Annotated in this window: 16 protein-coding genes; 5 read left to right on the top strand and 11 right to left on the bottom strand. The window is 71.9% G+C overall.

Annotated elements, in window-relative coordinates; genetic code table 11:
• The first annotated feature begins 65 nt into the window (after nt 1-65).
• On the top strand, nt 66-389 hold the full coding sequence (locus ACFYZZ_RS34320; RefSeq protein WP_389184519.1) for an ArsR/SmtB family transcription factor: 324 nt from the start codon (nt 66-68) through the stop codon (nt 387-389).
• On the top strand, nt 386-823 hold the full coding sequence (locus tag ACFYZZ_RS34315; RefSeq protein ID WP_389184516.1) for an SRPBCC domain-containing protein: 438 nt from the start codon (nt 386-388) through the stop codon (nt 821-823). The genes ACFYZZ_RS34320 and ACFYZZ_RS34315 overlap by 4 nt, the downstream gene beginning before the upstream one ends.
• Nucleotides 824-845: 22 nt before the next feature.
• Here the strand turns inward: ACFYZZ_RS34315 and ACFYZZ_RS34310 are convergent, their stop codons facing one another.
• The 4 genes from ACFYZZ_RS34310 to ACFYZZ_RS34295 all read right to left on the bottom strand — a co-directional run bounded on the left by ACFYZZ_RS34310 (nt 846) and on the right by ACFYZZ_RS34295 (nt 6800).
• Entirely contained in the window at nt 846-3359 is a 2514-nt protein-coding gene (locus ACFYZZ_RS34310) for a flippase-like domain-containing protein (protein ID WP_389184513.1), read from the bottom strand.
• A 131-nt stretch (nt 3360-3490) separates the two neighbouring features.
• Nucleotides 3491-3979 (bottom strand): DUF1003 domain-containing protein, encoded by a 489-nt coding sequence (locus ACFYZZ_RS34305; RefSeq protein WP_389184510.1) that lies wholly within the window; start codon nt 3977-3979, stop codon nt 3491-3493.
• Nucleotides 3980-4064: 85 nt separating this feature from the next.
• Nucleotides 4065-5705 (bottom strand): ABC-F family ATP-binding cassette domain-containing protein, encoded by a 1641-nt coding sequence (locus tag ACFYZZ_RS34300; RefSeq protein ID WP_389184507.1) that lies wholly within the window; start codon nt 5703-5705, stop codon nt 4065-4067.
• 66 nt (nt 5706-5771) lie between these two features.
• Nucleotides 5772-6800 (bottom strand): oxidoreductase, encoded by a 1029-nt coding sequence (locus ACFYZZ_RS34295; protein WP_389184504.1) that lies wholly within the window; start codon nt 6798-6800, stop codon nt 5772-5774.
• A 90-nt stretch (nt 6801-6890) separates the two neighbouring features.
• On the opposite strand from ACFYZZ_RS34295, the gene ACFYZZ_RS34290 reads away from it, so the two are divergent.
• Nucleotides 6891-7805, top strand: coding sequence for an FAD-dependent oxidoreductase (locus ACFYZZ_RS34290; protein WP_389185030.1), 915 nt, complete (start codon nt 6891-6893; stop codon nt 7803-7805).
• 368 nt (nt 7806-8173) lie between these two features.
• Here the strand turns inward: ACFYZZ_RS34290 and ACFYZZ_RS34285 are convergent, their stop codons facing one another.
• Nucleotides 8174-10135: a Xaa-Pro dipeptidyl-peptidase gene (locus tag ACFYZZ_RS34285; RefSeq protein ID WP_389184501.1), complete on the bottom strand. Its 1962-nt coding sequence runs from the start codon at nt 10133-10135 to the stop codon at nt 8174-8176.
• A 172-nt stretch (nt 10136-10307) separates the two neighbouring features.
• Here ACFYZZ_RS34285 and ACFYZZ_RS34280 point away from each other — a divergent pair, with 172 nt between their 5' ends.
• The gene (locus tag ACFYZZ_RS34280) at nt 10308-11801 is read left to right on the top strand and encodes a M1 family metallopeptidase (RefSeq protein ID WP_389184498.1); all 1494 of its coding nucleotides are present in this window, start codon (nt 10308-10310) and stop codon (nt 11799-11801) included.
• A 12-nt stretch (nt 11802-11813) separates the two neighbouring features.
• Here ACFYZZ_RS34280 and ACFYZZ_RS34275 read toward each other — a convergent pair whose 3' ends face one another.
• From ACFYZZ_RS34275 to ACFYZZ_RS34265, 3 genes are read right to left on the bottom strand one after another with little or no spacing between them, the layout of a single operon-like run.
• Nucleotides 11814-12731, bottom strand: a complete 918-nt coding sequence (locus ACFYZZ_RS34275) for an adenosine kinase (protein WP_389184495.1) — start codon at nt 12729-12731, stop codon at nt 11814-11816.
• Complete coding sequence (locus tag ACFYZZ_RS34270; RefSeq protein WP_389184492.1) at nt 12728-13219, bottom strand: macro domain-containing protein; 492 nt, start codon at nt 13217-13219, stop codon at nt 12728-12730. The genes ACFYZZ_RS34275 and ACFYZZ_RS34270 overlap by 4 nt, the downstream gene beginning before the upstream one ends.
• A 42-nt stretch (nt 13220-13261) precedes the next feature.
• The gene (locus ACFYZZ_RS34265) at nt 13262-14728 is read right to left on the bottom strand and encodes an amino acid permease (protein WP_389184489.1); all 1467 of its coding nucleotides are present in this window, start codon (nt 14726-14728) and stop codon (nt 13262-13264) included.
• 233 nt (nt 14729-14961) lie between these two features.
• Between ACFYZZ_RS34265 and ACFYZZ_RS34260 the strand changes: the two genes are divergently transcribed.
• Nucleotides 14962-15678 carry a MerR family transcriptional regulator gene (locus ACFYZZ_RS34260; protein WP_389184486.1) on the top strand — a complete coding sequence of 239 codons (717 nt, stop codon included), beginning with the start codon at nt 14962-14964 and terminating at the stop codon, nt 15676-15678.
• On the opposite strand, the gene ACFYZZ_RS34255 is transcribed toward ACFYZZ_RS34260, so the two are convergent.
• The 3 genes from ACFYZZ_RS34255 to ACFYZZ_RS34245 all read right to left on the bottom strand — a co-directional run bounded on the left by ACFYZZ_RS34255 (nt 15664) and on the right by ACFYZZ_RS34245 (nt 20337).
• Complete coding sequence (locus ACFYZZ_RS34255; RefSeq protein WP_389184483.1) at nt 15664-17847, bottom strand: 3-hydroxyacyl-CoA dehydrogenase NAD-binding domain-containing protein; 2184 nt, start codon at nt 17845-17847, stop codon at nt 15664-15666. The genes ACFYZZ_RS34260 and ACFYZZ_RS34255 overlap by 15 nt on opposite strands.
• A 41-nt stretch (nt 17848-17888) precedes the next feature.
• Nucleotides 17889-19103: an acetyl-CoA C-acetyltransferase gene (locus ACFYZZ_RS34250; protein WP_389184480.1), complete on the bottom strand. Its 1215-nt coding sequence runs from the start codon at nt 19101-19103 to the stop codon at nt 17889-17891.
• A gap of 73 nt (nt 19104-19176) precedes the next feature.
• Nucleotides 19177-20337, bottom strand: a complete 1161-nt coding sequence (locus tag ACFYZZ_RS34245) for a CaiB/BaiF CoA transferase family protein (RefSeq protein ID WP_389184477.1) — start codon at nt 20335-20337, stop codon at nt 19177-19179.
• Nucleotides 20338-20518 lie beyond the last annotated feature (181 nt).

Below are 20518 nucleotides of genomic sequence, written 5' to 3'. Positions count from 1 at the left end.
TTTTAGTCCACACTAAAATGACTCGGGAGTTCTGGCAAATTCAAGTGGCGACTAAAATGACCTCCATGGATGCGGTACGAGCGGTCGCCGAGCCCCGGCGGCGCGAGATCCTGCGGCTGGTGTGGGACGCGGAGCTGTCCGCGGGCGAGATCGCGGAGCGGTTCGACGTCACGTTCGGGGCGGTCTCCCAGCACCTCAAGGTGCTCAGGGAGTCCGGCCTGGTCACGCTGCGCCAGGACGGCAAGAAGCGCTTCTACCAGGCCGACCGCGAGGCCCTCGGTCCGCTGGCCGCGTATCTGCAGTCCATGTGGGCCACCAAGCTGGACACCCTCGCCGAACTGGCGGAGGCGGCGGAACGGGTGGAGCGCTCCGAAGGGACGGACTCGTGAGGAACAACGCGGTCACCGTGGAACGGCGCATCGCGGCGCGCCCCGAGACGGTGTTCTCCTTCTTCACCGACCGGGACAGGTGGCTGTCCTGGATGGGCAAGGACGGCGAGTTCAGCTTCGAGCCCGGCGGCGCCTACCGAACCCTGGTCAACGACGAGAACGTCGCCGAAGGCCGCTTCGTCGAGATCGACCCGCCCAGGCGAGTCGTCTTCACCTGGGGCTGGGCCACCGGCGAGATGCCCGTGCCGCCCGGCTCCTCGACGGTCGAGATCACCCTGGAGCCGGTGCCCGGGGGCACTCTGCTGCGGCTGGTCCACCGGGACCTGCCCTCCCCCGAGGCGTGTGCCGCCCACGAGGAGGGCTGGACGCACTACACCGGCCGGCTCGCCGTCGTGGCGGCGGGCGGCGATCCCGGTCGCGACCCCTGGATGTGAGCCTGCCGGAGGTGAGCCGGCGTCACACGTACCCGCGCCGCTGGACGAAGCCGAGGGCCAGCGCGCCCAGCGGGACGTTGAGCCAGAACGTGAGCAGCCGGTAGACCAGGACCGCCGAGGTGGCGGGCCCGGCCGGCACACCGAGCGCGGTCAGACCGGCGATGAGTCCCGCCTCGAGCGCGCCCAGGCCGCCGGGGACGGGCGCCGCGTTGGCCAGCAGCCGGGCCGCCATGTAGGCGGCGCCGACCTGGATGAACGGGAGGTCGCCGCCGAGCGCGTGGACGCTCAGGGCCAGACCCACTACCTGGACGAGGGGCAGACCGAGCGCACCCACGGTGCCGAGGGCGATCTTCAGCGGGTCGGTGGCAATGCCCTTGACGGTCGATCCGGCCGAGCTCAGGAACGGCCACACCTTCTCGTGCAGAAAGCGCCGGCCGGGCGGGGTGAGACCGATCAGCCCTCCGGCGGCAAGCGTGAGCGCGATGGCGGGCAGCGCGTACCGGCCTACGGGCACGTCCAGGTGCACTCCGCCGTGGCGCCCTCCGGCCCAGGCGAAGAACACCGATGCGACCACGGCGTTGGCGACAGCTCCGGCCAGGCTCTGCAGCCCGACGGAGGCCGTGGCCGCACCGGTCTCGATGCCCGTCTTCTGCAGATAGCGCAGGTTCAGCGCCATGCCGCCCACGTTGTTCGGGGTGATCCGGTTCAGGAACGAACTGGCGAACTGCACCTCGTAGGTGGGTCCGAACGGCAGCCGGTCGGGGATCGTGCCCAGTTGCAGACAGGCCGAGAACGCCTGCGAGACGAAGGTGACGGGCACGACGGCGAGCAGCCACCACCAGTTCGCTTCGCCCAGCGCGCGGAGGGCGGCCGGGGCGTTGGCGAACTGCGGCAGCACCAGGTGCAGCACCAGGAACGCGCCGAGCAGGCCCAGCACGCTCTTCCAGGTGAACCGCGCCATGCGGGCCGGTGCGACGGACGGCGCCTCACACGCCGTACGGACCTCGGTGGCCAGGTCGTGCAGCAGGCTGGGCCGGCTGCCGGGGCGCCGCGCCCGGCGGCGGACGCCCTCTCCTGCGGCCCGGGCGCGCTCCTGGTCGTAGTGCGCGACCTCGCGCCGTGCCGGGCCGATCAGCGCCAGCGGCTGCAGATACGGCAGCGCGCTCGCCAGAACGTCGGGGCCGAGGCCCGCCAGCGCACAGGCGGTGGCGCGGCGCGGGCCGACGCGTACGGCCGTCGTGGCCAGCAGTTCGGCGATGTCGCTGCCGAGCACCTCGGGCGGCGCGTTGAGCCGGGCCCGGGCGAACGCGGTGAGCCGGGGCGTGCCGTCCGGTTCGACGAGGACGTGCTGGGTGCGCAGCGCGCGGTGCGCGAGGCGGTGCTCGTGCAGGTGGGCCACGGACTGCCACACCTCGCCGAGCAGCTGGTCGGTCAGGTCCCCGGCCGCCGACGCGGACAGCGGGCCGGCGTCCTGCCCGACGGTCACCAGGAGCGCGCCTCCTCCGTCCACCGGGTAGGCGATCACGGGTTCGTCGACCCTGGCGCCGGTGCGGGCGGCGAAGACCAGCATGAGGAGTTCGTGCTCCACGGCCGTGAGCGGCGTCTGCGTGCCGGGGTCGTCCGGGTGGCGCAGCAGGGTGCGCCGGGCGAGCCGGTGGAACAGATCGCGGCCCTGGTCCTCGGCGGCGACGGCCCGTACGGTCAGCCGCGCGCCGGCGGTGGTCTCGGCGCGGTAGCGGATCCCCTCGCCGGGAAACTGCTCGTCCGCGGGCAGCTCGCGCAGGGTGGCGAGCGGGATCCCGCAGTCGGCCAGTGCGTCGGCGACCGCCCGGGCCGACGGCCGGTCCGGTGGGCCGCCCGCCATGAGCAGGACCGCGGAGCCGGCCGCGCCGCCGGCGGCCAGGGCAGCGAGGGCCTCGAGAGGCACGAGGGCGGCCGCCACGGCGCCCACCACCGCGCACGCCACGGTCAGGAACCACAGCGCCCGCCGCCATGGCCGCGCGAGCCAGGGTCCCGCGGCGACCACGGCCGCCGCCCACGCCGCCAGGTACACCGAGGGCGGCCAGCCCGCCCGGACCACTCCGCTCCGGCCGAGCAGTACCTCGGGCCACAGATCCGGCCGGCCACGGGCCAGCGCCAGATGGGTGAGCGCCCAGGCAGTCGCCGCGCCCAGCGCCGCCGCGGGCAGGACCCTGAGCAGCGCGTCGACGCGCCGGCGTACGACGAGCACGACCAGGCCCGCGACCGGCACCGCCAGGGCGACGACCTGCACCGTGGCGAGCAGGCCGTCGCGCAGGCCCGGCGACAGCGCGGCCGCCGCGGACAGCAGTCCCTGCTGCGCCCTGCGGGCGAACTCCCGGGCGACGACGGCCACCAGCACCGACAGCCCGAGCACGGCCAGGGACACCAGCAGCCGCGACAGATCGGCCGCCCGGCGCACATCGCGCGGCGGGGGCGCGTCGATCGCCGGCGCAGACCGGTTGTCCGCCTTCCTCACGATGTCGGAGGACAGGATCATGTCGCGGTGCCCGGTCACCTCCGGCCTCCCGGCAGGGACGCGAGGACGGCCCATGCGCTCACTCCCCGGGACGGTGTCCGGCCGGCCCGGACACCCGTTTCATCGTCCCACCGCGAGGGGCCCTGAGGGCGTGCGGTGACGGTCCTGCCTCACTCCGGGGCCTGGGCGGATCCGCTCATCCGGGCGTGGTTCTCCGCGAGGACTTCCTGCACCCTGCGCTCGACCTCCTCGGGGTCGACACCCAGCGCGCGGCCCATGTGGATCGACCACACCTCCGAGCGCACGTTCGTCTCGAAGTCCAGGTCGGCGCGCACGTTCTCACGGGCGGCCTGGCGGTTCTGGCTCACCATCACGAAGGTGGACAGGAAGATCGCCTCCAGGCTGACGATCATGGTGAGCAGCCCGAAGGGGAAGGGATCCCAGACCGCCTTCTGGCCGAACGCGCCCTCGTTGAACACGATCCAGACCGTGAACCACACGGCGTGCAGATAGACGAACAGCATGGTCCCCGCGAAGGCGGTGATCACGTCCGCGATCTTGTCCTCGGTGCCCCGTATCCGCGCGAGCACGTCCTGCTCGCGCAACAGCCGCAGAGCCGGACCGCCCGGTCGACCCGGACCGCTCACCGCACCGCTCATGCCCACTCCCCGACCGACCGTCTCCGGAACAGCCGTGAGCCTACGCGGCGGGCGGGCCCGATCCCCGGTGCGGCACGAGGTCGGGTCAGCGTTCCGTGACCTTGCCCGCCGCGACCTCCAGCCGGCGGGTCACCCGGACCGCGTCCAGCATGCGCCGGTCGTGGGTGACCAGGAGCAGCGTGCCCTCGTAGGAGTCCAGGGCCGACTCCAGCTGCTCGATGGCGGGCAGGTCGAGGTGGTTGGTCGGCTCGTCGAGGACGAGCAGGTTGACGCCCCGGCCCTGGAGCAGCGCCAGGGCGGCGCGGGTGCGCTCGCCCGGGGAGAGGGTGGCCGCCGGGCGCAGCACATGGTCCGACTTCAGGCCGAACTTGGCGAGCAGGGTGCGTACCTCGACCGGCTCGGTGTCCGGGACGGCCGCGCAGAAGGCCTCCAGCAGCGCCTCCGGGCCGTGGAACAGCTTGCGGGCCTGGTCGACCTCGCCGACCAGGACGCCGGAGCCGAGGGCGGCGTGTCCAAAGTCGAGCGGGACCCGGCCCAGCAGCGCGCCGAGCAGGGTCGACTTGCCGGCGCCGTTGGCTCCGGTGACCGCGACCCGGTCCGCCCAGTCGATCTGCAGCGACACCGGGCCGAAGGTGAAGTCGCCGCGCCGGACCTCCGCGTCCCGCAGGGTCGCCACCACCGCGCCGGAACGCGGGGCGGCCGCGATCTCCATGCGCAGCTCCCACTCCTTGCGCGGCTCCTCGACGACCTCCAGGCGCTCGATCATCCGCTGGGTCTGCCGGGCCTTGGCGGCCTGCTTCTCGCTGGCCTCGCTGCGGAACTTGCGGCCGATCTTGTCATTGTCGTTACCCGCCTTGCGCCGGGCGTTCTTGACGCCCTTGTCCATCCAGGAGCGCTGCATCTGCGCGCGGTCCTGGAGGGCGGCCCTCTTGTCGGCGAACTCCTCGTAGTCCTCGCGGGCGTGCCGGCGCGCGACGTCCCGTTCCTCCAGGTAGGCCTCGTAGCCGCCGCCGTAGAGGTTGATCTGCCCCTGGGCGAGGTCGAGTTCGAGGACCTTGGTGACCGTGCGGGTGAGGAACTCACGGTCGTGACTGACGACCACCGTGCCCGCGCGCAGGCCGGTCACGAAGCGTTCGAGGCGCTCCAGGCCGTCCAGGTCGAGGTCGTTGGTCGGCTCGTCGAGCAGGAAGACGTCGTAGCGAGAGAGGAGGAGGGAGGCGAGACCGGCGCGGGCCGCCTGGCCGCCGGAGAGGGAGGCCATCGGCTGGTCCAGGTCCACGGCCAGACCGAGGGAGTCGGCAACCTCCTCGGCGCGCTCCTCCAGGTCCGCGCCGCCGAGGTCCAGCCAGCGCTCCAGACTGGTCGCGTACGCGTCGTCGGCGCCGGCCGCGCCGTCGACCAGTGCCTGCGTGGCCTCGTCCATCACGCGCTGCGCCTCGGCCACGCCGGTGCGGCGGGCCAGGAACTCCCGGACGGTCTCCCCCGGCCTGCGCTCCGGCTCCTGCGGCAGATGGCCGACGGTCGCGGCCGGCGGGGACAGCCGCAGCTCGCCCTGCTCGGGCGCGGTCAGCCCGGCGAGCAGCCGCAGCAGGGTGGACTTGCCCGCACCATTGGCACCGACCAGCCCGATCACGTCGCCGGGCGCGACGACGAGGTCGAGCCCGGAGAAGAGGGAGCGGTCGCCGTGCCCGGCGGCGAGGTTCTTGGCGACGAGGGTGGCAGTCATCAGGAGGCCGATCCTAGTGTCCCGGGCACCTGGCCATCGGCCGGGTTTCTCCGGGCTGCCCGGCCGTCACTTCCTCATCGGCTCCACCAGCACGCTCCCGGACGTTCTGGCCACCACGAACGCCTCCCCCTTCACCGCCTTCGGGTCCAGCGGAATGCGGTGGCGGCCGGGTTCCAGGACGCCGTCGAAGACCTCCTGGGTGTGGGTGCGGTAGAGGCGGTCCAGGCGGTAGGCCGTGACCCTGACCCGGCAGGGAGAGGTGACGTCGACGGCCGCCTCACCGTCGGCGGCGACCAGGCCGGTCAGCCGGCGCTGTGGCAGCGGGCTGCGGTCCAGGGCGTGTTCGATCTGTGCGACGAGCAGGGGGACGATCGGGGCCAGGCCGCTGACGTAGGCGACCTCGACCCCGGCACGCTCGAACGCCTCTCGTACGGCGGCCCGTTCCGCCTCGCCGACCGCACGGCCGAAGGCGACCGCGCCGTAGCCGCGCAGCTCCTCGGCGGGGACGGCACGGGCGTCCTGGGTGATGTCCGCACCTATGCCGATGGTGCGCAATGCGGCGGCGAGCTTGGCGAGGACCGCGACGCGGGCGCCGATCAGGAGCACCCGGCGGCGGGGCGAGGGCGGGCCGTCGGCGTCCTCGATCAGGGCGGCGAGGGCGGCCCGGTACTCGGGTCCTGCGAAGCGGAACGGCCCTATGCCGTGGTAGCCGTTGAGCTGCAGGTCGGCGTGCTCCTCCGTCTGCCAGGCGAAGTCCCGCCAGATGAAGTCCTCGCCGTCCCGCTCGATCACGGCGGTGACGGCACCACAGGCAAGGTCGGCGCACTCGGGGCAGCCGTAGATCACGAACCGGCCCTCCGGGAGCGGTGGTTCGGTCTCCAGCAGCAGGCTGCGCACCTGCGCGGTGAAGATGGCGGGCGGGATGTCGGAGGCGAGCGGCGAGACGGCGTCCAGGTCGGAGAGCTGGAACAGCAGCGGCCGCCCGTCCACGATGAAGTCGACGAAGTCCCGGTGGACCTGGTAGCCGCCGTCGGCGAGGACACCGCCGGCGCGCATCGCCGGTGCCAGGCCGAAGGTCGCGTATGCGGCAGACATGCTGTGAGTATCCCCACACCGGGACGGATGTGAGCGCGGCATGACATATTCCGTTAGCGTCCTGGCGTGAAGCGTGAGTCGAGTGACGAAGTGATCGTGGTCGGCAGCGGGGTCGCCGGGCTGACGACGGCCGTGGTGCTGGCCGAGTCCGGCCGCCGGGTACGGGTGTGGGCCCGGGAGCCCGCCGAGCGCACGACCTCGGCGGTCGCCGGCGCGCTGTGGTGGCCGTACCGGATCGAGCCCGAGCCGCTCGTCGGTGCGTGGGCGCTGGACTCCCTCGGCGTGTACGAGGAGCTGGCCGACCGGCCGGGGGAGACGGGCGTACGCCTGGTCGAGGGTGTACACCAGGGGACCCGGCTGGACGAGCTGGGTGCCTGGGCGGGCCGGGTGCCGGGGCTGCGGGCGGTGGCCGACGGGCTGGCGGCGCGGCTGCCGTTGATCGACATGCCGGTCCATCTGGCATGGCTGCGGGAGCGGTTCGCCAAGGCGGGCGGCCAGGTGGAGGAGCGGGAGGTCACCGATCTGGCCTCCGTGCCCGCCGGGGTGGTGGTCAACTGCACGGGGCTCGGGGCGCGATCGCTGGTGCCCGATCCGGCGGTGCGTCCGGTGCGCGGGCAGCTGGTCGTGGTGGAGAACCCGGGGATCACGACCTGGTTCACCTCCGTCGACCACACCTCCGACACCTCGACCTACTTCTTCCCGCAGCCCGGCGGGCTGCTCCTGGGCGGTACGGCGGAGGAAGGCGCCTGGTCGCTTGAGCCGGACCCGGCGACCGCCGCGGCGATCGTCGCGCGGTGCGCGGCCGTCCGGCCGGAGATCGCCGGGGCACGGGTGCTGGCGCACCGGGTGGGGCTCCGGCCCGCCCGGGACGCCGTACGGCTGGAACGGCAGGCGCTGGCGGACGGGCGGGTGCTGGTGCACAACTACGGGCACGGCGGGGCCGGGATCACGGTGGCCTGGGGGTGCGCCCGGGAGGCGGGCGGGCTGGCCGGAGCCGGATCCTGAGCCGGAGGGCCGGCCAGGTTCTCCGCAGGACGGGCCCTGCGCGGGGCAGGCTCTCCGCGGGCCGGGCCCACCGCGTGCCGGCTCCGCCCCGACCAGGCTCTCCACAGACCGGGCCGACCGCGTGCCAGCCCCGCCCCGACCAGGCTCTCCACAGATGGGGCCCACCGCGTGCCAGACTCCCCGCCGACCGGACCCACCGCGTGCCGGCCCCGCCCCGACCAGGCTCTCCACAGACCGGGCCGACCGCGTGCCAGACTCCCCGCCGACCGGACCCAGCGCGGGCCGGGGCCGAGCGGGCGACCGCGCGAACGGTCGGCCGCCCAGCACCGGCTGATTCCCCCGCTGGGGATGGAGTGCTACCTGGCTGATCAGCTCGCCGGGACGTGCCGGGTGGCGTGCGGGGCGCTGACACCGTCCAGGGTGCGCGCCGCGGGTGCGGCGATCACACTGCCGGAAGTGGCCCGTTCGAAGGCCGCCGTGCCACCGACCAGCGGGACCCGGGCCGTCGTACGGGACAGAACCAGGGTGAGGGTCGGCCTGGTGGACGGAGGGTCGATGAGGTCCTTGTCGGTGCCTGCGACGATCAGTGCCAGGCGGTGCCCCTTCGGGATGACGTGATCGGTCGCCGCCAGGGACAGGGTGATCGTGTACGCCTTGCCCGGGGTGAGCGGAACGCCCTGGTCGAGGGAGGCGTAGTGGCCGAGGTCGGCCCAGCCGCGGCTGAACACCGTGGAGCCGACCTGGGCCGTCTTCGCCTTGGTCGCCTTGAAGCAGGCGCTGTCCCCGGGCGTGCTCGCGCCCCAGCAGGTGCGGTTGGTGAGCGTGGTGATGCCCTCGGCGCCGTCGGCGTAGTCGCGGATGGTGTCCGGGCCGAGGTCCACCAGGACGGCGGAGAGGTGGGCCGAGGAGGTGGTCGGGGTGGCGGTCACGGTCACCTTGGAGGAGCCGGACAGGCGCAGGTCGCGGGTGAGCGGCGCCGTGACGAAACCGGCCTTCTCGGGTGTGGACGTGGTGAGGTGGGCGGCCCAGTCGGTCTCGCTCAGCTTCGGGTCGTCGGTGAACGTCTCGGTGCCGGTGGCCGGGCCGAGGCCGAGGGTGCCGACGCCGGGCTCGGTCCCGCGGGCCGGGTGGAGCGTGGTGGCCCGGGTGCCGTGTGGCGGCCAGACCTTGGAGGTGACCCACTGGTCGGGGTGGCGCTCGATGTCGGCCATCGGCTCGCGGTCGATGCCGTTGTCGTAGCCGAGGAGCTCGTGGTCGAACCAGCGGTGCAGGGTGTCGACCCAGGCGCCGCGCCGGTAGTCGAAGGGGTCCACGTGCCCGGTCTGGGAGAGCCAGATCTTGCGCTCGACACCATGCTTCGCCAGGGCGTTCCACCACTGCCCGAAGTGCTTGGTGCGCACGTTGAGGTCCTGCATGCCGTGCACGAGGAACACGCTGGCCCTGACCTTGGCCGCGTCCTTGACGTAGTTCCGCTCGGTCCACAGCGGGGTCCAGTCACCGGTGCGCGGGCTGCCGTCGGCGAGCTTCTTCTGCACGGCCGCGCAGTGGGCCGTCGCGCCGTCGCTCTCGACGTAGCCGGCCAGCTCGTCGGGGCCGCCGTCGTACAGCGGGGCGCCCTGGGCGAAGTAGTAGTCGTACCAGGAGGAGATCCCGCTGATCGGGACGATCGTCTTCAGGCCCTTGACGCCGGTGGCCGCGACGCCGTTGGCGATGGTGCCGTCCCAGCTCTTGCCGATCATGCCGGTCCGGCCGTTGGTCCAGCTCGCCGTGACGGTTCGGGTGCCGGTCCGGGTCGTGTACGCCTTGGCGCGTCCGTTCAGCCAGTCGATGACGGCCTTCGCGGACCGGATGTCGGAGCGTCCGCCGACGTCGACGCAGCCGTCGGAGCGGTTGGTGCCGGCGAGGTCCACACCGACGAAGGCGTAGCCGCGGGGCACGAAGAAGTTGTCGTAGAACAGCGGCATCTGGACGACACGGCCGTGCGCGTCGTACGTCTTCTTCTGGCTCTCGTTGCCGCGTCCGCAGCAGGAGTAGTAGGGGCTGGCGTCCATGATGACCGGCACCTTGCGGCCCTGGCGGGCGGGTTCGGCGGGTCGGACGATGTCGGCGGCGACGCGGTCCTTCTTCCCGTCGCCGTCCTCGTCGAGGCCGGTGTCCACCCAGACGGCCTCGCGGATGGCGTGTGCGTACGAGTAGACGGGGCGGCTCTCGCGGGGCGCCGCGTGCGCGGCGGCGGGGGCGAGGAGTGCGGCCAGCAGGGCTGTGACGGCCGCAGTCGCGAGCGGTCTCCAGATCGTGAAGCGCGTGCGCATGATCGAACGAATCGGCATGCGCGGACGGTACTCCGGACAACTCCCGTACAGAAGAGGGCTTTACGGCGCCTCGTGTGGCTGTGACGGCTGAATGGCGATCGTGTGACAGCGGGGCCTGTGGACAGGTCAGGGGCCACAGCGACTGAATAGGCTCCGAACAGACTTCCTGTCCCGACGACTTGGAGCTGACGTGCACCGCAGAATCATCGCGCCGGGCGCACTCGCGGCGGCCACCCTCCTGCTGGCGATCCCGGCATCGGCCGCGAGCCACTCCCCCGGCGCGCCGGGCATCGGCGACCCCTACTACCCCGACTACGGCAACGGCGGCTACGACGTCTCGCACTACGACCTGAGGCTGCAGTACCAGCCGAAGACGGACGAGCTGCAGGGCACGGCGACCATCCTGGCGAAGACCACGCAGGACCTGTCCAGCTTCGACCTGGACTTCCTGCTGGACGTGAGCGAGGTGCGGGTCAACGGCGCCAAGGCGTCCTTCGCGACGTCCGGCCAGCACGAACTGGTCGTCACCCCGAAGACACCGCTGGCCAAGGGCGCGGCGGTGACCGTCGTCGTCCGCTACAGCGGGGTGCCGTCGGCGAAGAGCGCCTACGGTTTCACGACCTGGCACCGCACACCGGACGGCGCTGTGGCGGCGGACGAGCCCGAGGCCGCCTGGTGGTGGTTCCCGAGCAACGACCACCCGAGCGACAAGGCGACCTACGACGTGTCGGTGGCCGTCCCGGACGGCACGCAGGCCATCTCCAACGGCACGCTCCAGTCCACCAGTTCGAAGCTGGGCTGGACCCGCTACAACTGGCGGCAGAACAAGCCGCAGGCGACCTACCTGGCCACGCTCGCCCTCGGCAGGTTCGACATCAGCACCAGCACCTCCGACGGCGGAGTGCCCGTCATCAACGCCTACAGCAAGGACCTCGGCGACAACGACGGTGCCGCGCGGGCCAGTGTGGAGCGCACCGGGGAGCTGGTGGACTGGCTGAGCGGCTATTTCGGGCCGTATCCGTTCAGCACGGCCGGCGGGTACGTGCCGAACACCACCACCGGCTACGCGCTCGAGACGCAGACCCGCGTCTACTACAGCCCCAAGCAGTTCGCGAACGGCTCCAACACCTCGGTGGTCGTGCACGAGCTGGCCCACCAGTGGTACGGCGACGACGTGTCGCTGAAGGACTGGCGGGACATCTGGATCAACGAGGGCTTCGCGCGCTACGCGCAGTGGCTGTGGTCCGAGCACGAGGGCGAGGGCACCACCCAGGAACTCGCCGACTACGTGTACGCCTCCCACCCGGCCGACGACGCGTTCTGGACGGTCAAGCCCGGCGACCCGGGCCCTGACGACCAGTTCGACATCGCCGTGTACGACCGGGGTGCGCTCGCCATCCAGGCACTGCGCGACGAGATCGGTGACGACGCCTTCTTCGCCGTCCTGAAGGGCTGGCCGAAGGAGCACGCGTACGGCAACGCGTCCGTGGCCGACTTCCAGAGGTACGCCGAGCAGGTGTCCGGCAAGCCGCTGACCGCGCTGTTCCACACCTGGCTGTTCCAGCCGTCGAAGCCGGCCGCGGCCGCGGCACGCACGGCGTCCCTCGTGAAGGCGGGTACGACGGTCGCGCAGCCGAAGTCGTGGAAGAAGATCGAGGCGACGAACGACGTGCACGGGCACTGACGCCCGGGCGCCTCAGGGTCTCGGCTCGGCCGCCTGCTTCAGCAGTTCGTCCCGGCCCATCGCCTCCGCGCGGGTGGCCGGGACCGTGCAGGCGTACGCCCCGGCGACCGCCCCGTACCAGGCGCACCGCCGGGGCGGCTCGCCGGTGAGGCGGCCGTAGAGGAAGGCGGCGGCGAAGGCGTCGCCCGCGCCGTTGGAGTCGACCACCGGTGCGGGCGGGTCCGCCACCGGTATCCGGGTCAGCTCACCGTCGGCCAGCAGATACGCGCCCTCGGCGCCCGCGGTGGCGACGACGGTCTCGGCCCGGCCGCGTTCGGCGATGCGCCGCATGGTCCGCTCGGGGTCGGTCAGTGCGGCCGCGGAGAGGAAGACGACGTCCGCCGCGAGCGCGAACGGCTCGTGGTACGGGTTCTCGCCGTCCCAGTCGTGCAGGTCGGTGGAGAGGGGTACGCCCGCCTCGGCCAGCACCGGCAGCGCGTGGGCGCAGGGCTGGGTGATGGTCACGTGGACGTGCCGGCTCGCCGCGGCCAGCTTGCGCAGGGTCTCCTCGGGGAAGCGGTCGGCGGGGTGGGCGCGGCTGGTGTCGTACAGGGACAGGCGGCGCCCGTCCGGGCCTACGAGGTTCACCGCGCGCTTGGTCCCGGCGGGTTGCGGGAGCGCGGTGAGCCCGATGCCCCGCTCCTGGTGCAGGGCACGGACGAGGTCGCCCTCGGGGTCGTCGCCGAGCAGGTCGAGGTGGTGCGTGCGCAGCCCCAGCGCGGCCAGGCCCACGGCGACGAAGTCCCCGGTCTGCCCGGCGCGGGTATGGATCCCGGAGTCGATCATGTAGCTGTCGGCGTACGGGAGCGGCAGCTCCGGGACGTACACGATCGTGTCGACGCCGGCTCCGCCCAGCACCAGAACGTCGTGAGCACCTGCCTGTGGGGTCATCCCCCGCCCTCCCCGTGGTCGTACACCGTGACCGCGATACCGCGGCTCACCAGCCGCTCGGTGATGAGCGGCTCTATGCGGGACCACTTGCCGCCCGCCAGGCCGCAGCCTATGCGGGGCATGTGCACGGACGCGCCGAGTTCGATCACTTCGTCGGCGAGGCGGCCGAGGGCGGTGCCGATCGCCTCGTAGCGGACGGGGACGCCGCTGCTGCGCCCCGTCCGGATGCCGCGCTGGCCGATCATGTTCGCCACCCACACGTCCGGGGCGACCTTGACGAGCCGGACCGCGCCCAGGCCGAAGTCGTTCTTCGCGCGGTCGCGGTGCCAGGCGCGGTACGCCGCCTCGGGCTCCGGCCAGCGCCGCGAAAGTGCCAGGACGAAGCCCTTCCCCCAGCCGCCGAGGTCGTTGCAGACGTGGGCGATCACCTTGGCGCCCTTCACAGACGGGACGGTGGCGTCACCCCGGACATACGTGATCTCCGACATGACGCCACCGTAGGCGGTGCCACTGACAGTGGCGCTGAGCTGCTACTTCGTCAGCTGCGACAGTTCCTCGTCGGTGCTGCGGTCGACCCGGCGGCGCACCGCGAACCAGCCCGCGACCAGCATGAGGGCGATCACCGGGATCAGCATGAGGGTCTTGCGGCCGACCTCGGGGTCGTTCCACATCATGCCGAGGCAGACCAGCAGGAAGGCGATCGTGGCGATCTCCGTGACCGGGCTGCCCTTCAGGCGGAAGTGCGGCCGGGTGGCCAGGCCCGCCTTGGCGCGCCGGACGAAGATCATGTGGCAGAGCATGATGATCACCCAGGTGCTGATGATGCCGAGAGAGGCGACCTCCAGCACGATCTCGAAGGCCTGGCTGGGCATCAGGTAGTTCAGGCCGACGCCGAGCACGCAGACCGCGCAGGTCAGCAGGATGCCGCCGTAGGGGACCTGGTTGCGGTTCATCCGGGCGGTGAACTTCGGCGCGGAGCCGGACATCGCCATGGAGCGCAGGATGCGGCCGGTGGAGTACAGGCCGGAGTTCAGCGAGGACATGGCGGCGGTGAGAACCACCAGGTTCATCACGTCACCGGCGCCGGAGACGCCGATCTTCGACAGGACCGTCACGAACGGGCTCTCGCCGGCCTGGTAGACCGAGCCGGGCAGCAGCAGGGCGAGCAGCACGACCGAGCCGACGTAGAACAGGCCCACACGCCACATGATCGAGTTCACCGCGCGCGGGACGACCTTCTCCGGCTCCGCGGTCTCGCCGGCGGCGACGCCGACCAGCTCCAGCGCGGCGTACGCGAAGATGACGCCCTGCATGACCAGGACGACCGGCATCACGCCGTGCGGGAAGAGGCCGCCGCTGTCGGTGATCACGTTCAGGCCGGGGGTGTGGCCGCCGACCTTGTGCTGGGTGGCGACCAGGAAGATGCCGATCAGCATGAAGCCGACGATGGTGGCGACCTTGATGATCGCGAACCAGAACTCCAGCTCACCGAAGATCTTCACGGAGATCAGGTTCACGGCCAGGACCACCGCGAGGGCGATCAGCGCGAGCGCCCACTGGGGAATGCTCGTGAACATGCTCCAGTAGCGCGTGTAGAGCGCGATCGCGGTGATGTCGGCGATGCCGGTGGTCGACCAGTTGAGGAAGTACATCCAGCCGGCGACGTAGGCGCCCTTCTCGCCGAGGAACTCGCGCGCGTACGACACGAAGGAGCCGGAGGACGGCCGGTACAGGACCAGCTCGCCCAGGGCCCGGACGACGAAGAAGGCGAAGACGCCGCAGACCAGGTAGGCCAGGGCGAGCGCCGGGCCCGCGTTGTGCAGGCGGCCGCCGGCGCCCAGGAGGAGTCCGGTGCCGATGGCGCCGCCGATGGCGATCATGTTGACGTGGCGGGCCTTGAGGTCCTTGCTGTAGCCGGCGTCGCCCGCGTCCGCGGGCGTCTGGGCCGCCTGGGGACGGGCTGCCGCCTGGGCCGTTTCCACGGCTTCGTTGCTCACGGGTGGTTCTACTTCCTGGTGCGCCCGGACCTCGTGGGCCCGGGTGTCCGTACAGTTCGGCCCGCACCGCCCTGGTGGGTCGCGGCACAGACCAAGGCAGCAGCTTCCCAGAGAGATCACGGGCATGCGGTGGCCCATGTCACAGAGCGTTACTTCTCACATGATCCATACGGAGTACACACAGTGTTCATTCGGGGTGTCACAGCGTTGGTGGGACAGCGATACTGCTGCACATGACAAGCGAGGCCGAGGAGCCGACCCTCACCATCGACGAGCTGGCCGCCCGGGCGGGCGTCACGGTCCGCACCGTGCGCTTCTACAGCAGCAAGGGGCTGCTCCCGCCACCGGTGATCGGCCCGCGCCGGGTGGGTCACTACGGGGCCGGGCACGTGGCACGGCTGGCCCTCATCGAGGAGTTGCAGCGGCAGGGCATGACCCTCGCGGCGATCGAGCGGTACCTGGGGCAGCTGCCGCCCGACCTCACCCCGCACGATCTGGCCATCCACCGCGCGGTGGTCGCCTCGTGGGCGCCCGACCTGGTGGAGACGGTGTCGCGGCGGGAACTGGAGCGGCGCGCGGGACGGCCGCTCGCCGCCGAGGACATCGAGCGGCTGGCGGCGATGAGCGTCGTCGCGCCCGGGGACGGGGACGACGGGGAGACGTTCCGGGTCGACTCCGGGCTGCTCCGGCTCGGCGTCCAGCTCATGGACGTACCGCTGTCGCAGGACGCGATCCTCGCGGCGCGCAAGGTGCTCATCGAGCACTCGCGCGCCGCGGCCCACGAGCTGGCTCAGCTCTTCCGTGGCGAGGTGGCGGAGCGTGACGCCCGGGACGTGAAGTCCCTGTCGGCGCACATGCACCCGCTGGTGGTGCAGGCGCTGCTGACGACGTTCCAGCGGTCGCTGCGGGAAGAGCTGAGCGAGTGGCTCAGCGGATCACGAGCCGGCTGAGTCGCTGAACCGCTCCCCCTTCTCCGCCTTCTCCACCAGCAGCGCGGGCGGGGTGAAGCGCTCGCCGTAGCGCTCGGCGAGTTCACGCGCGCGTGCCACGAATCCGGGCAGGCCACCTTCGTAGCCGTTGATGTACTGGAGCACACCGCCGGTCCAGCCCGGGAAGCCGATGCCGAAGATGGAGCCGATGTTCGCGTCGGCGACCGAGGTCAGGACGCCTTCTTCGAGGAGCCGTACGGTGTCGAGCGCCTCGGAGAAGAGCATCCGCTCCTGCATGTCGCGGAACGGGATCTCGTACCCGGGCTTGGTGAAGTGCTCGCGCAGGCCCGGCCACAGCCCGGCCCGCCCGCCGTCCTCCGCGTAGTCGTAGAAGCCGGCGCCGCCGCTGCGGCCGGGGCGGCCGAACTCGTCGACCATGCGGTCGATGACCGCCTCCGCCGGGTGCGCGGACCAGGTGCCGCCCGCCTCCTCGACGGCCTTCTTCGACTCGTTGCGGATCTTGCGCGGCAGGGTGAGGGTCAGCTCGTCCATGAGGGAGAGCACCTTGGCCGGGTAGCCGGCCTGGGCGGCGGCCTGCTCGACGGAGGCGGGCTCGACGCCCTCGCCGACCATGGCGACGCCCTCGTTGATGAAGTGGCCGATCACCCGGGAGGTGAAGAAGCCGCGCGAGTCGTTGACGACGATCGGCGTCTTGTTGATCTGCCGGACCAGGTCGAAGGCGCGCGCGAGGGCCTCGTCACCGGTGCGCTCGCCCTTGATGATCTCGACCAGAGGCATCTTGTCGACGGGCGAGAAGAAGTGAAGTCCGATGAAGTCGCCCTGCCGCTCCACGCCCTCGGCGAGGGCGGTGATGGGCAGGGTGGAGGTGTTGGAGCACAGCAGCGCGTCCGGTGCGACGACCGACTCGATCTCCTGGAACACCTTGTGCTTGAGAGACGTGTCCTCGAAGACGGCTTCGATGACGGCGTCGCAGCCCGCGAGGTCGGCGGCCTCGGCGGTGGGCGTGATGCGCGCGAGCAGCGCGTCGGCCTTCTCCTGGCTGGTACGGCCCCTGGCGACGGCCTTGGCGCACAGCTTCTCGGAGTACCCCTTGCCCTTGACGGCCGCTTCGAGGGAGACGTCCTTCAGCACGACCTCGATGCCCGCGCGGGCGCACGAGTACGCGATGCCGGCGCCCATCATGCCGGCGCCGAGGACGGCGACCTTGCGGACCGGGCGGGGCTCGATGCCCTTGGGGCGGTTGGCGCCGGAGTTGACGGCCTGGAGGTCGAAGAAGAACGCCTGGATCATGTTCTTCGAGGTCTGCCCGGCGGCCAGCTCCACGAAGTAGCGGGCCTCGATGACCTGGGCGGTCTCGAAGTCGACCTGGGAGCCCTCGACGGCCGCGGCGAGGATGCCCCGCGGGGCCGGGTAGGGGGCACCATTGGTCTGCTTGCGCAGGGTGGCCGGGAAAGCGGGCAGGTTGGCGGCGAACTTGGGGTTGGCCGGGGTGCCGCCGGGGATCTTGTAGCCCGGCTTGTCCCAGGGCTGCTGCGACTCGGGGTTGGCGTCGATGAAGGCACGGGCCTTGGCGAGCAGCTCCTCCGGCGTGGCGGCGACCTCATGGACGAGACCGTTCTCCTGGGCGCGCCCGGCGTTGTACTGCTGGCCCTGGAGGAGCACCTTCAGGAGGGCGTCCGCGATGCCCAGCAGCCGTACGGTGCGGACGACTCCGCCGCCTCCGGGGAGCAGGCCGAGGGTGACCTCGGGGCAGCCGATCTTGGTGCCGGGGGTGTCGAGGGCGATGCGGTGGTGGCAGGCGAGGGCCAGTTCGAAACCGCCGCCCAGGGCGGCGCCGTTGATCGCCGCGACGACCGGCTTGCCGAGGGTCTCGATGCGGCGCAGGTTGCGCTTGATGGCGAGGCCGCCGTCGAACAGGTCCTGCGCGGTCTCGGGCGTGACCCGGATCAGGTCGCGCAGGTCGCCGCCCGCGAAGAAGGTCTTCTTCGCCGAGGTGAAGATGATGCCGCGGATGGAGTCCTGCTCGGCCTCCAGGCGGTCGGCGATCGCGGCGAGGGAGTCGCGGAACGCCTGGTTCATGGTGTTCGCGGACTGGTTGGGGTCGTCGAGGACGAGGGTGACGACACCGGTGTCGTCCTGCTCCCAGCGGATGGTGGTGCTCTCGGTCATGACAGTCGTCTCCGTTGAAGTCTCGTGATTCCGCGGGGAGTTCAGATGCGCTCGACGATGGTGGCGATGCCCATGCCGCCGCCCACGCAGAGGGTGGCGAGGCCGTACCGCTTGTCCTGGCGCTCCAGTTCGTCGATGAGCGAGCCGAGGATCATCGCGCCGGTCGCGCCGAGCGGGTGGCCGAGGGCGATGGCGCCGCCGTTGACGTTGACCTTGTCCAGGGACAGGCCCATGTCCTTCACGAAGCGCAGCACGACCGCGGCGAACGCCTCGTTGATCTCGACCAGGTCGATGTCGTCGATGGTCAGGCCGGCCTTGGCGAGCGCCTTGCGGGTGGCGGGCGCGGGTCCGGTGAGCATGATGGTGGGCTCGGAGCCGGAGACGGCCGCGGCAACGATCCGCGCGCGGGGGGTGAGGCCGTAGCGCTCGCCGACCTCCTTGGAACCGATCGCGACGAGCGAGGCGCCGTCCACGATGCCGGAGGAGTTGCCCGCGTGGTGGACGTGGTCGATCTTCTCCACCCAGTGGTACTTCTGCAGCGCGACGGCGTCGAAGCCGCCCAGCTCGCCGATGTCCGCGAAGGACGCCTTGAGCTTCGCGAGGGAGTCGGCGGTGGTGCCCGGGCGCATGTGCTCGTCGTGGTCGAGGACGACCAGGCCGCTGCGGTCCTTGACGGGAACGACGGAGCGGTCGAAGCGGCCCTCCTTCCAGGCGGTCGCGGCGCGCTCCTGGGACAGGGCCGCGTACTCGTCGACGTCCCGCCGGGAGAAGCCCTCGATGGTGGCGATGAGGTCGGCGCCGATGCCCTGCGGCACGAAGTTGACGGCCAGGTTGGTCATCGGGTCGTTGAACCAGGCGCCGCCGTCCGAGGCCATGGGCACGCGCGACATGGACTCCACGCCGCCGGCCAGCACCAGGTCTTCCCAGCCCGAGCGGACCTTCATGGCGGCCAGGTTGACGGCCTCCAGACCTGAGGCACAGAAGCGGTTCTCCTGGAGGCCCGCGACCGTGTCCGGCAGTCCGGCGGCGATCGCGGCGATCCGGGCGATGTCGGAGCCCTGGTCGCCGACCGGGCCGACGACGCCGAGCACGATGTCGTCGATCGCGGCCGGGTCGAGGCCCGGGAAGCGGTCCTGGATCTCGTGGATCAGGCCGACGACCAGGTCGATGGGCTTCGTGCCGTGCAGGGCGCCGTTCGCCTTGCCGCGGCCGCGCGGGGTGCGGATCGCGTCGTACACGTACGCTTCGGTGCTCACTGATGTGCCTTTCGGGAGGGTGGGCCGAGCGGGAGTCGGTCGCCGAGGGCGGGTGGTCGTCAGCTGGGCGGGGTCAGTCGCCTTCGGTGACGAGGTCGTCGTTCACGAGGTCAGGTATGCCCCAGTCGCGCGCCACCGTCCCGGTGTCGGCGCCCGGCAGGGCCGGGCCGGTGCGGACCGTGGTGGGGGTCGCGGAGAACCGGGGGGCTGGGGCGGGCTGGGTGATGCCGCCGTGGTCGGTGAAGGTGCCGCGGGCGGCCAGGTGCGGATGGTGCGGTGCCTCGCCGAGGGAGAGAACGGGGGCCACGCAGGCGTCGGAGCCCTCGAAGAGGGCCGTCCACTCGTCCCGGGTGCGCGACTTGAAGCGGGCGGCGACTCGTTCGCGCAGCTCGCCCCAGCGGGTCCAGTCCTTGCGGGCCGGGACGAGGTCGTCGAGGCCGAGCAGGTGCAGGAACTCCTCGTAGAACTGCGTCTCCAGGGCGCCGACCGCCATGTGGCCGCCGTCGGCGGTCTCGTAGGTGCCGTAGTACGGGCAGCCGCCGTCCAGGAGGTTGGCGCCGCGCCGGTCCTGCCAGCCGCCGGCGGCGAGCATGCCGTGGATCATCGCGGACAGGTGCGCGGTGCCGTCCACGATGGCCGCGTCCACGACCTGCCCGGTACCCGTCGCGCGTGCGTGGTGCAGGGCGGCGAGGACGCCCACGACCAGGTAGAGGGAGCCGCCCGCGTAGTCGCCGAGCAGGTTGGCGGGGACGGCCGGGGGCTCGTCCGGGCGGCCGATCATGCCGAGGGTGCCGGTGAGGGCGATGTACGCCACGTCGTGGCCCGCGCGGTCGGCCAGCGGGCCGTCCTGTCCCCAGCCGGTCATGCGGCCGTAGACCAGACGGGGGTTGCGGGCGTGGCAGTCCCCGGGGCCGACGCCGAGCCGCTCGGCCACCCCGGGGCGGTAGCCCTCGATGAGGATGTCGGCCCGTGCGGCGAGGTCCAGGACGCGGGCGGGACCGTCCGGCGCCTTGAGGTCGACGACCACCGAGCGCTTGTTGCGGTTGGTCACGTCGTACGCGGGGTCGATCCCCAGGCCCGGACCGCCCGGGCGGTCGACCCGGACCACGTCGGCGCCCAGGTCGGCGAGGAGCATGGCGGCGAACGGACCCGGTCCGATGCCTGCCAGCTCCACCACGCGCACGCCGGAGAGCGGGCCGTGCCCCGATGTCGTCGGCGTCCCTGCCGTCGTCATGCCGTCCTGCCCCCAAGCCGTGTGACACAACTGATGTAACACCAGTGATGCTAAGAACACGTTCCACCGGACACAAGACCTGAACGAGCAAGCGCTTAGCCAAGTGCCCGGCCCGACCTGCCGAGGCCGTGTCGGGAGTCCGTACGCTTCACGCTAGCCTCAGCCACCGACAGCGGCGCGG

Origin of the sequence: Streptomyces sp. NPDC001816 (genome assembly GCF_042892235.1) — a bacterium.
Taxonomy (GTDB): domain Bacteria; phylum Actinomycetota; class Actinomycetes; order Streptomycetales; family Streptomycetaceae; genus Streptomyces.
This window is presented reverse-complemented; position numbering and strand designations above follow the sequence as displayed.

Coding starts and splice junctions, on each gene's coding strand:
- ACFYZZ_RS34320 (WP_389184519.1), top strand. CDS start 66: ATGGATGCGGTACGAGCGGTCGCCGAGCCCCGGCGGCGCGAGATCCTG.
- ACFYZZ_RS34305 (WP_389184510.1), bottom strand. CDS start 3,979: ATGAGCGGTGCGGTGAGCGGTCCGGGTCGACCGGGCGGTCCGGCTCTG.
- ACFYZZ_RS34300 (WP_389184507.1), bottom strand. CDS start 5,705: ATGACTGCCACCCTCGTCGCCAAGAACCTCGCCGCCGGGCACGGCGAC.
- ACFYZZ_RS34295 (WP_389184504.1), bottom strand. CDS start 6,800: ATGTCTGCCGCATACGCGACCTTCGGCCTGGCACCGGCGATGCGCGCC.
- ACFYZZ_RS34285 (WP_389184501.1), bottom strand. CDS start 10,135: ATGCCGATTCGTTCGATCATGCGCACGCGCTTCACGATCTGGAGACCG.
- ACFYZZ_RS34275 (WP_389184495.1), bottom strand. CDS start 12,731: ATGACCCCACAGGCAGGTGCTCACGACGTTCTGGTGCTGGGCGGAGCC.
- ACFYZZ_RS34270 (WP_389184492.1), bottom strand. CDS start 13,219: ATGTCGGAGATCACGTATGTCCGGGGTGACGCCACCGTCCCGTCTGTG.
- ACFYZZ_RS34260 (WP_389184486.1), top strand. CDS start 14,962: ATGACAAGCGAGGCCGAGGAGCCGACCCTCACCATCGACGAGCTGGCC.
- ACFYZZ_RS34255 (WP_389184483.1), bottom strand. CDS start 17,847: ATGACCGAGAGCACCACCATCCGCTGGGAGCAGGACGACACCGGTGTC.
- ACFYZZ_RS34245 (WP_389184477.1), bottom strand. CDS start 20,337: ATGACGACGGCAGGGACGCCGACGACATCGGGGCACGGCCCGCTCTCC.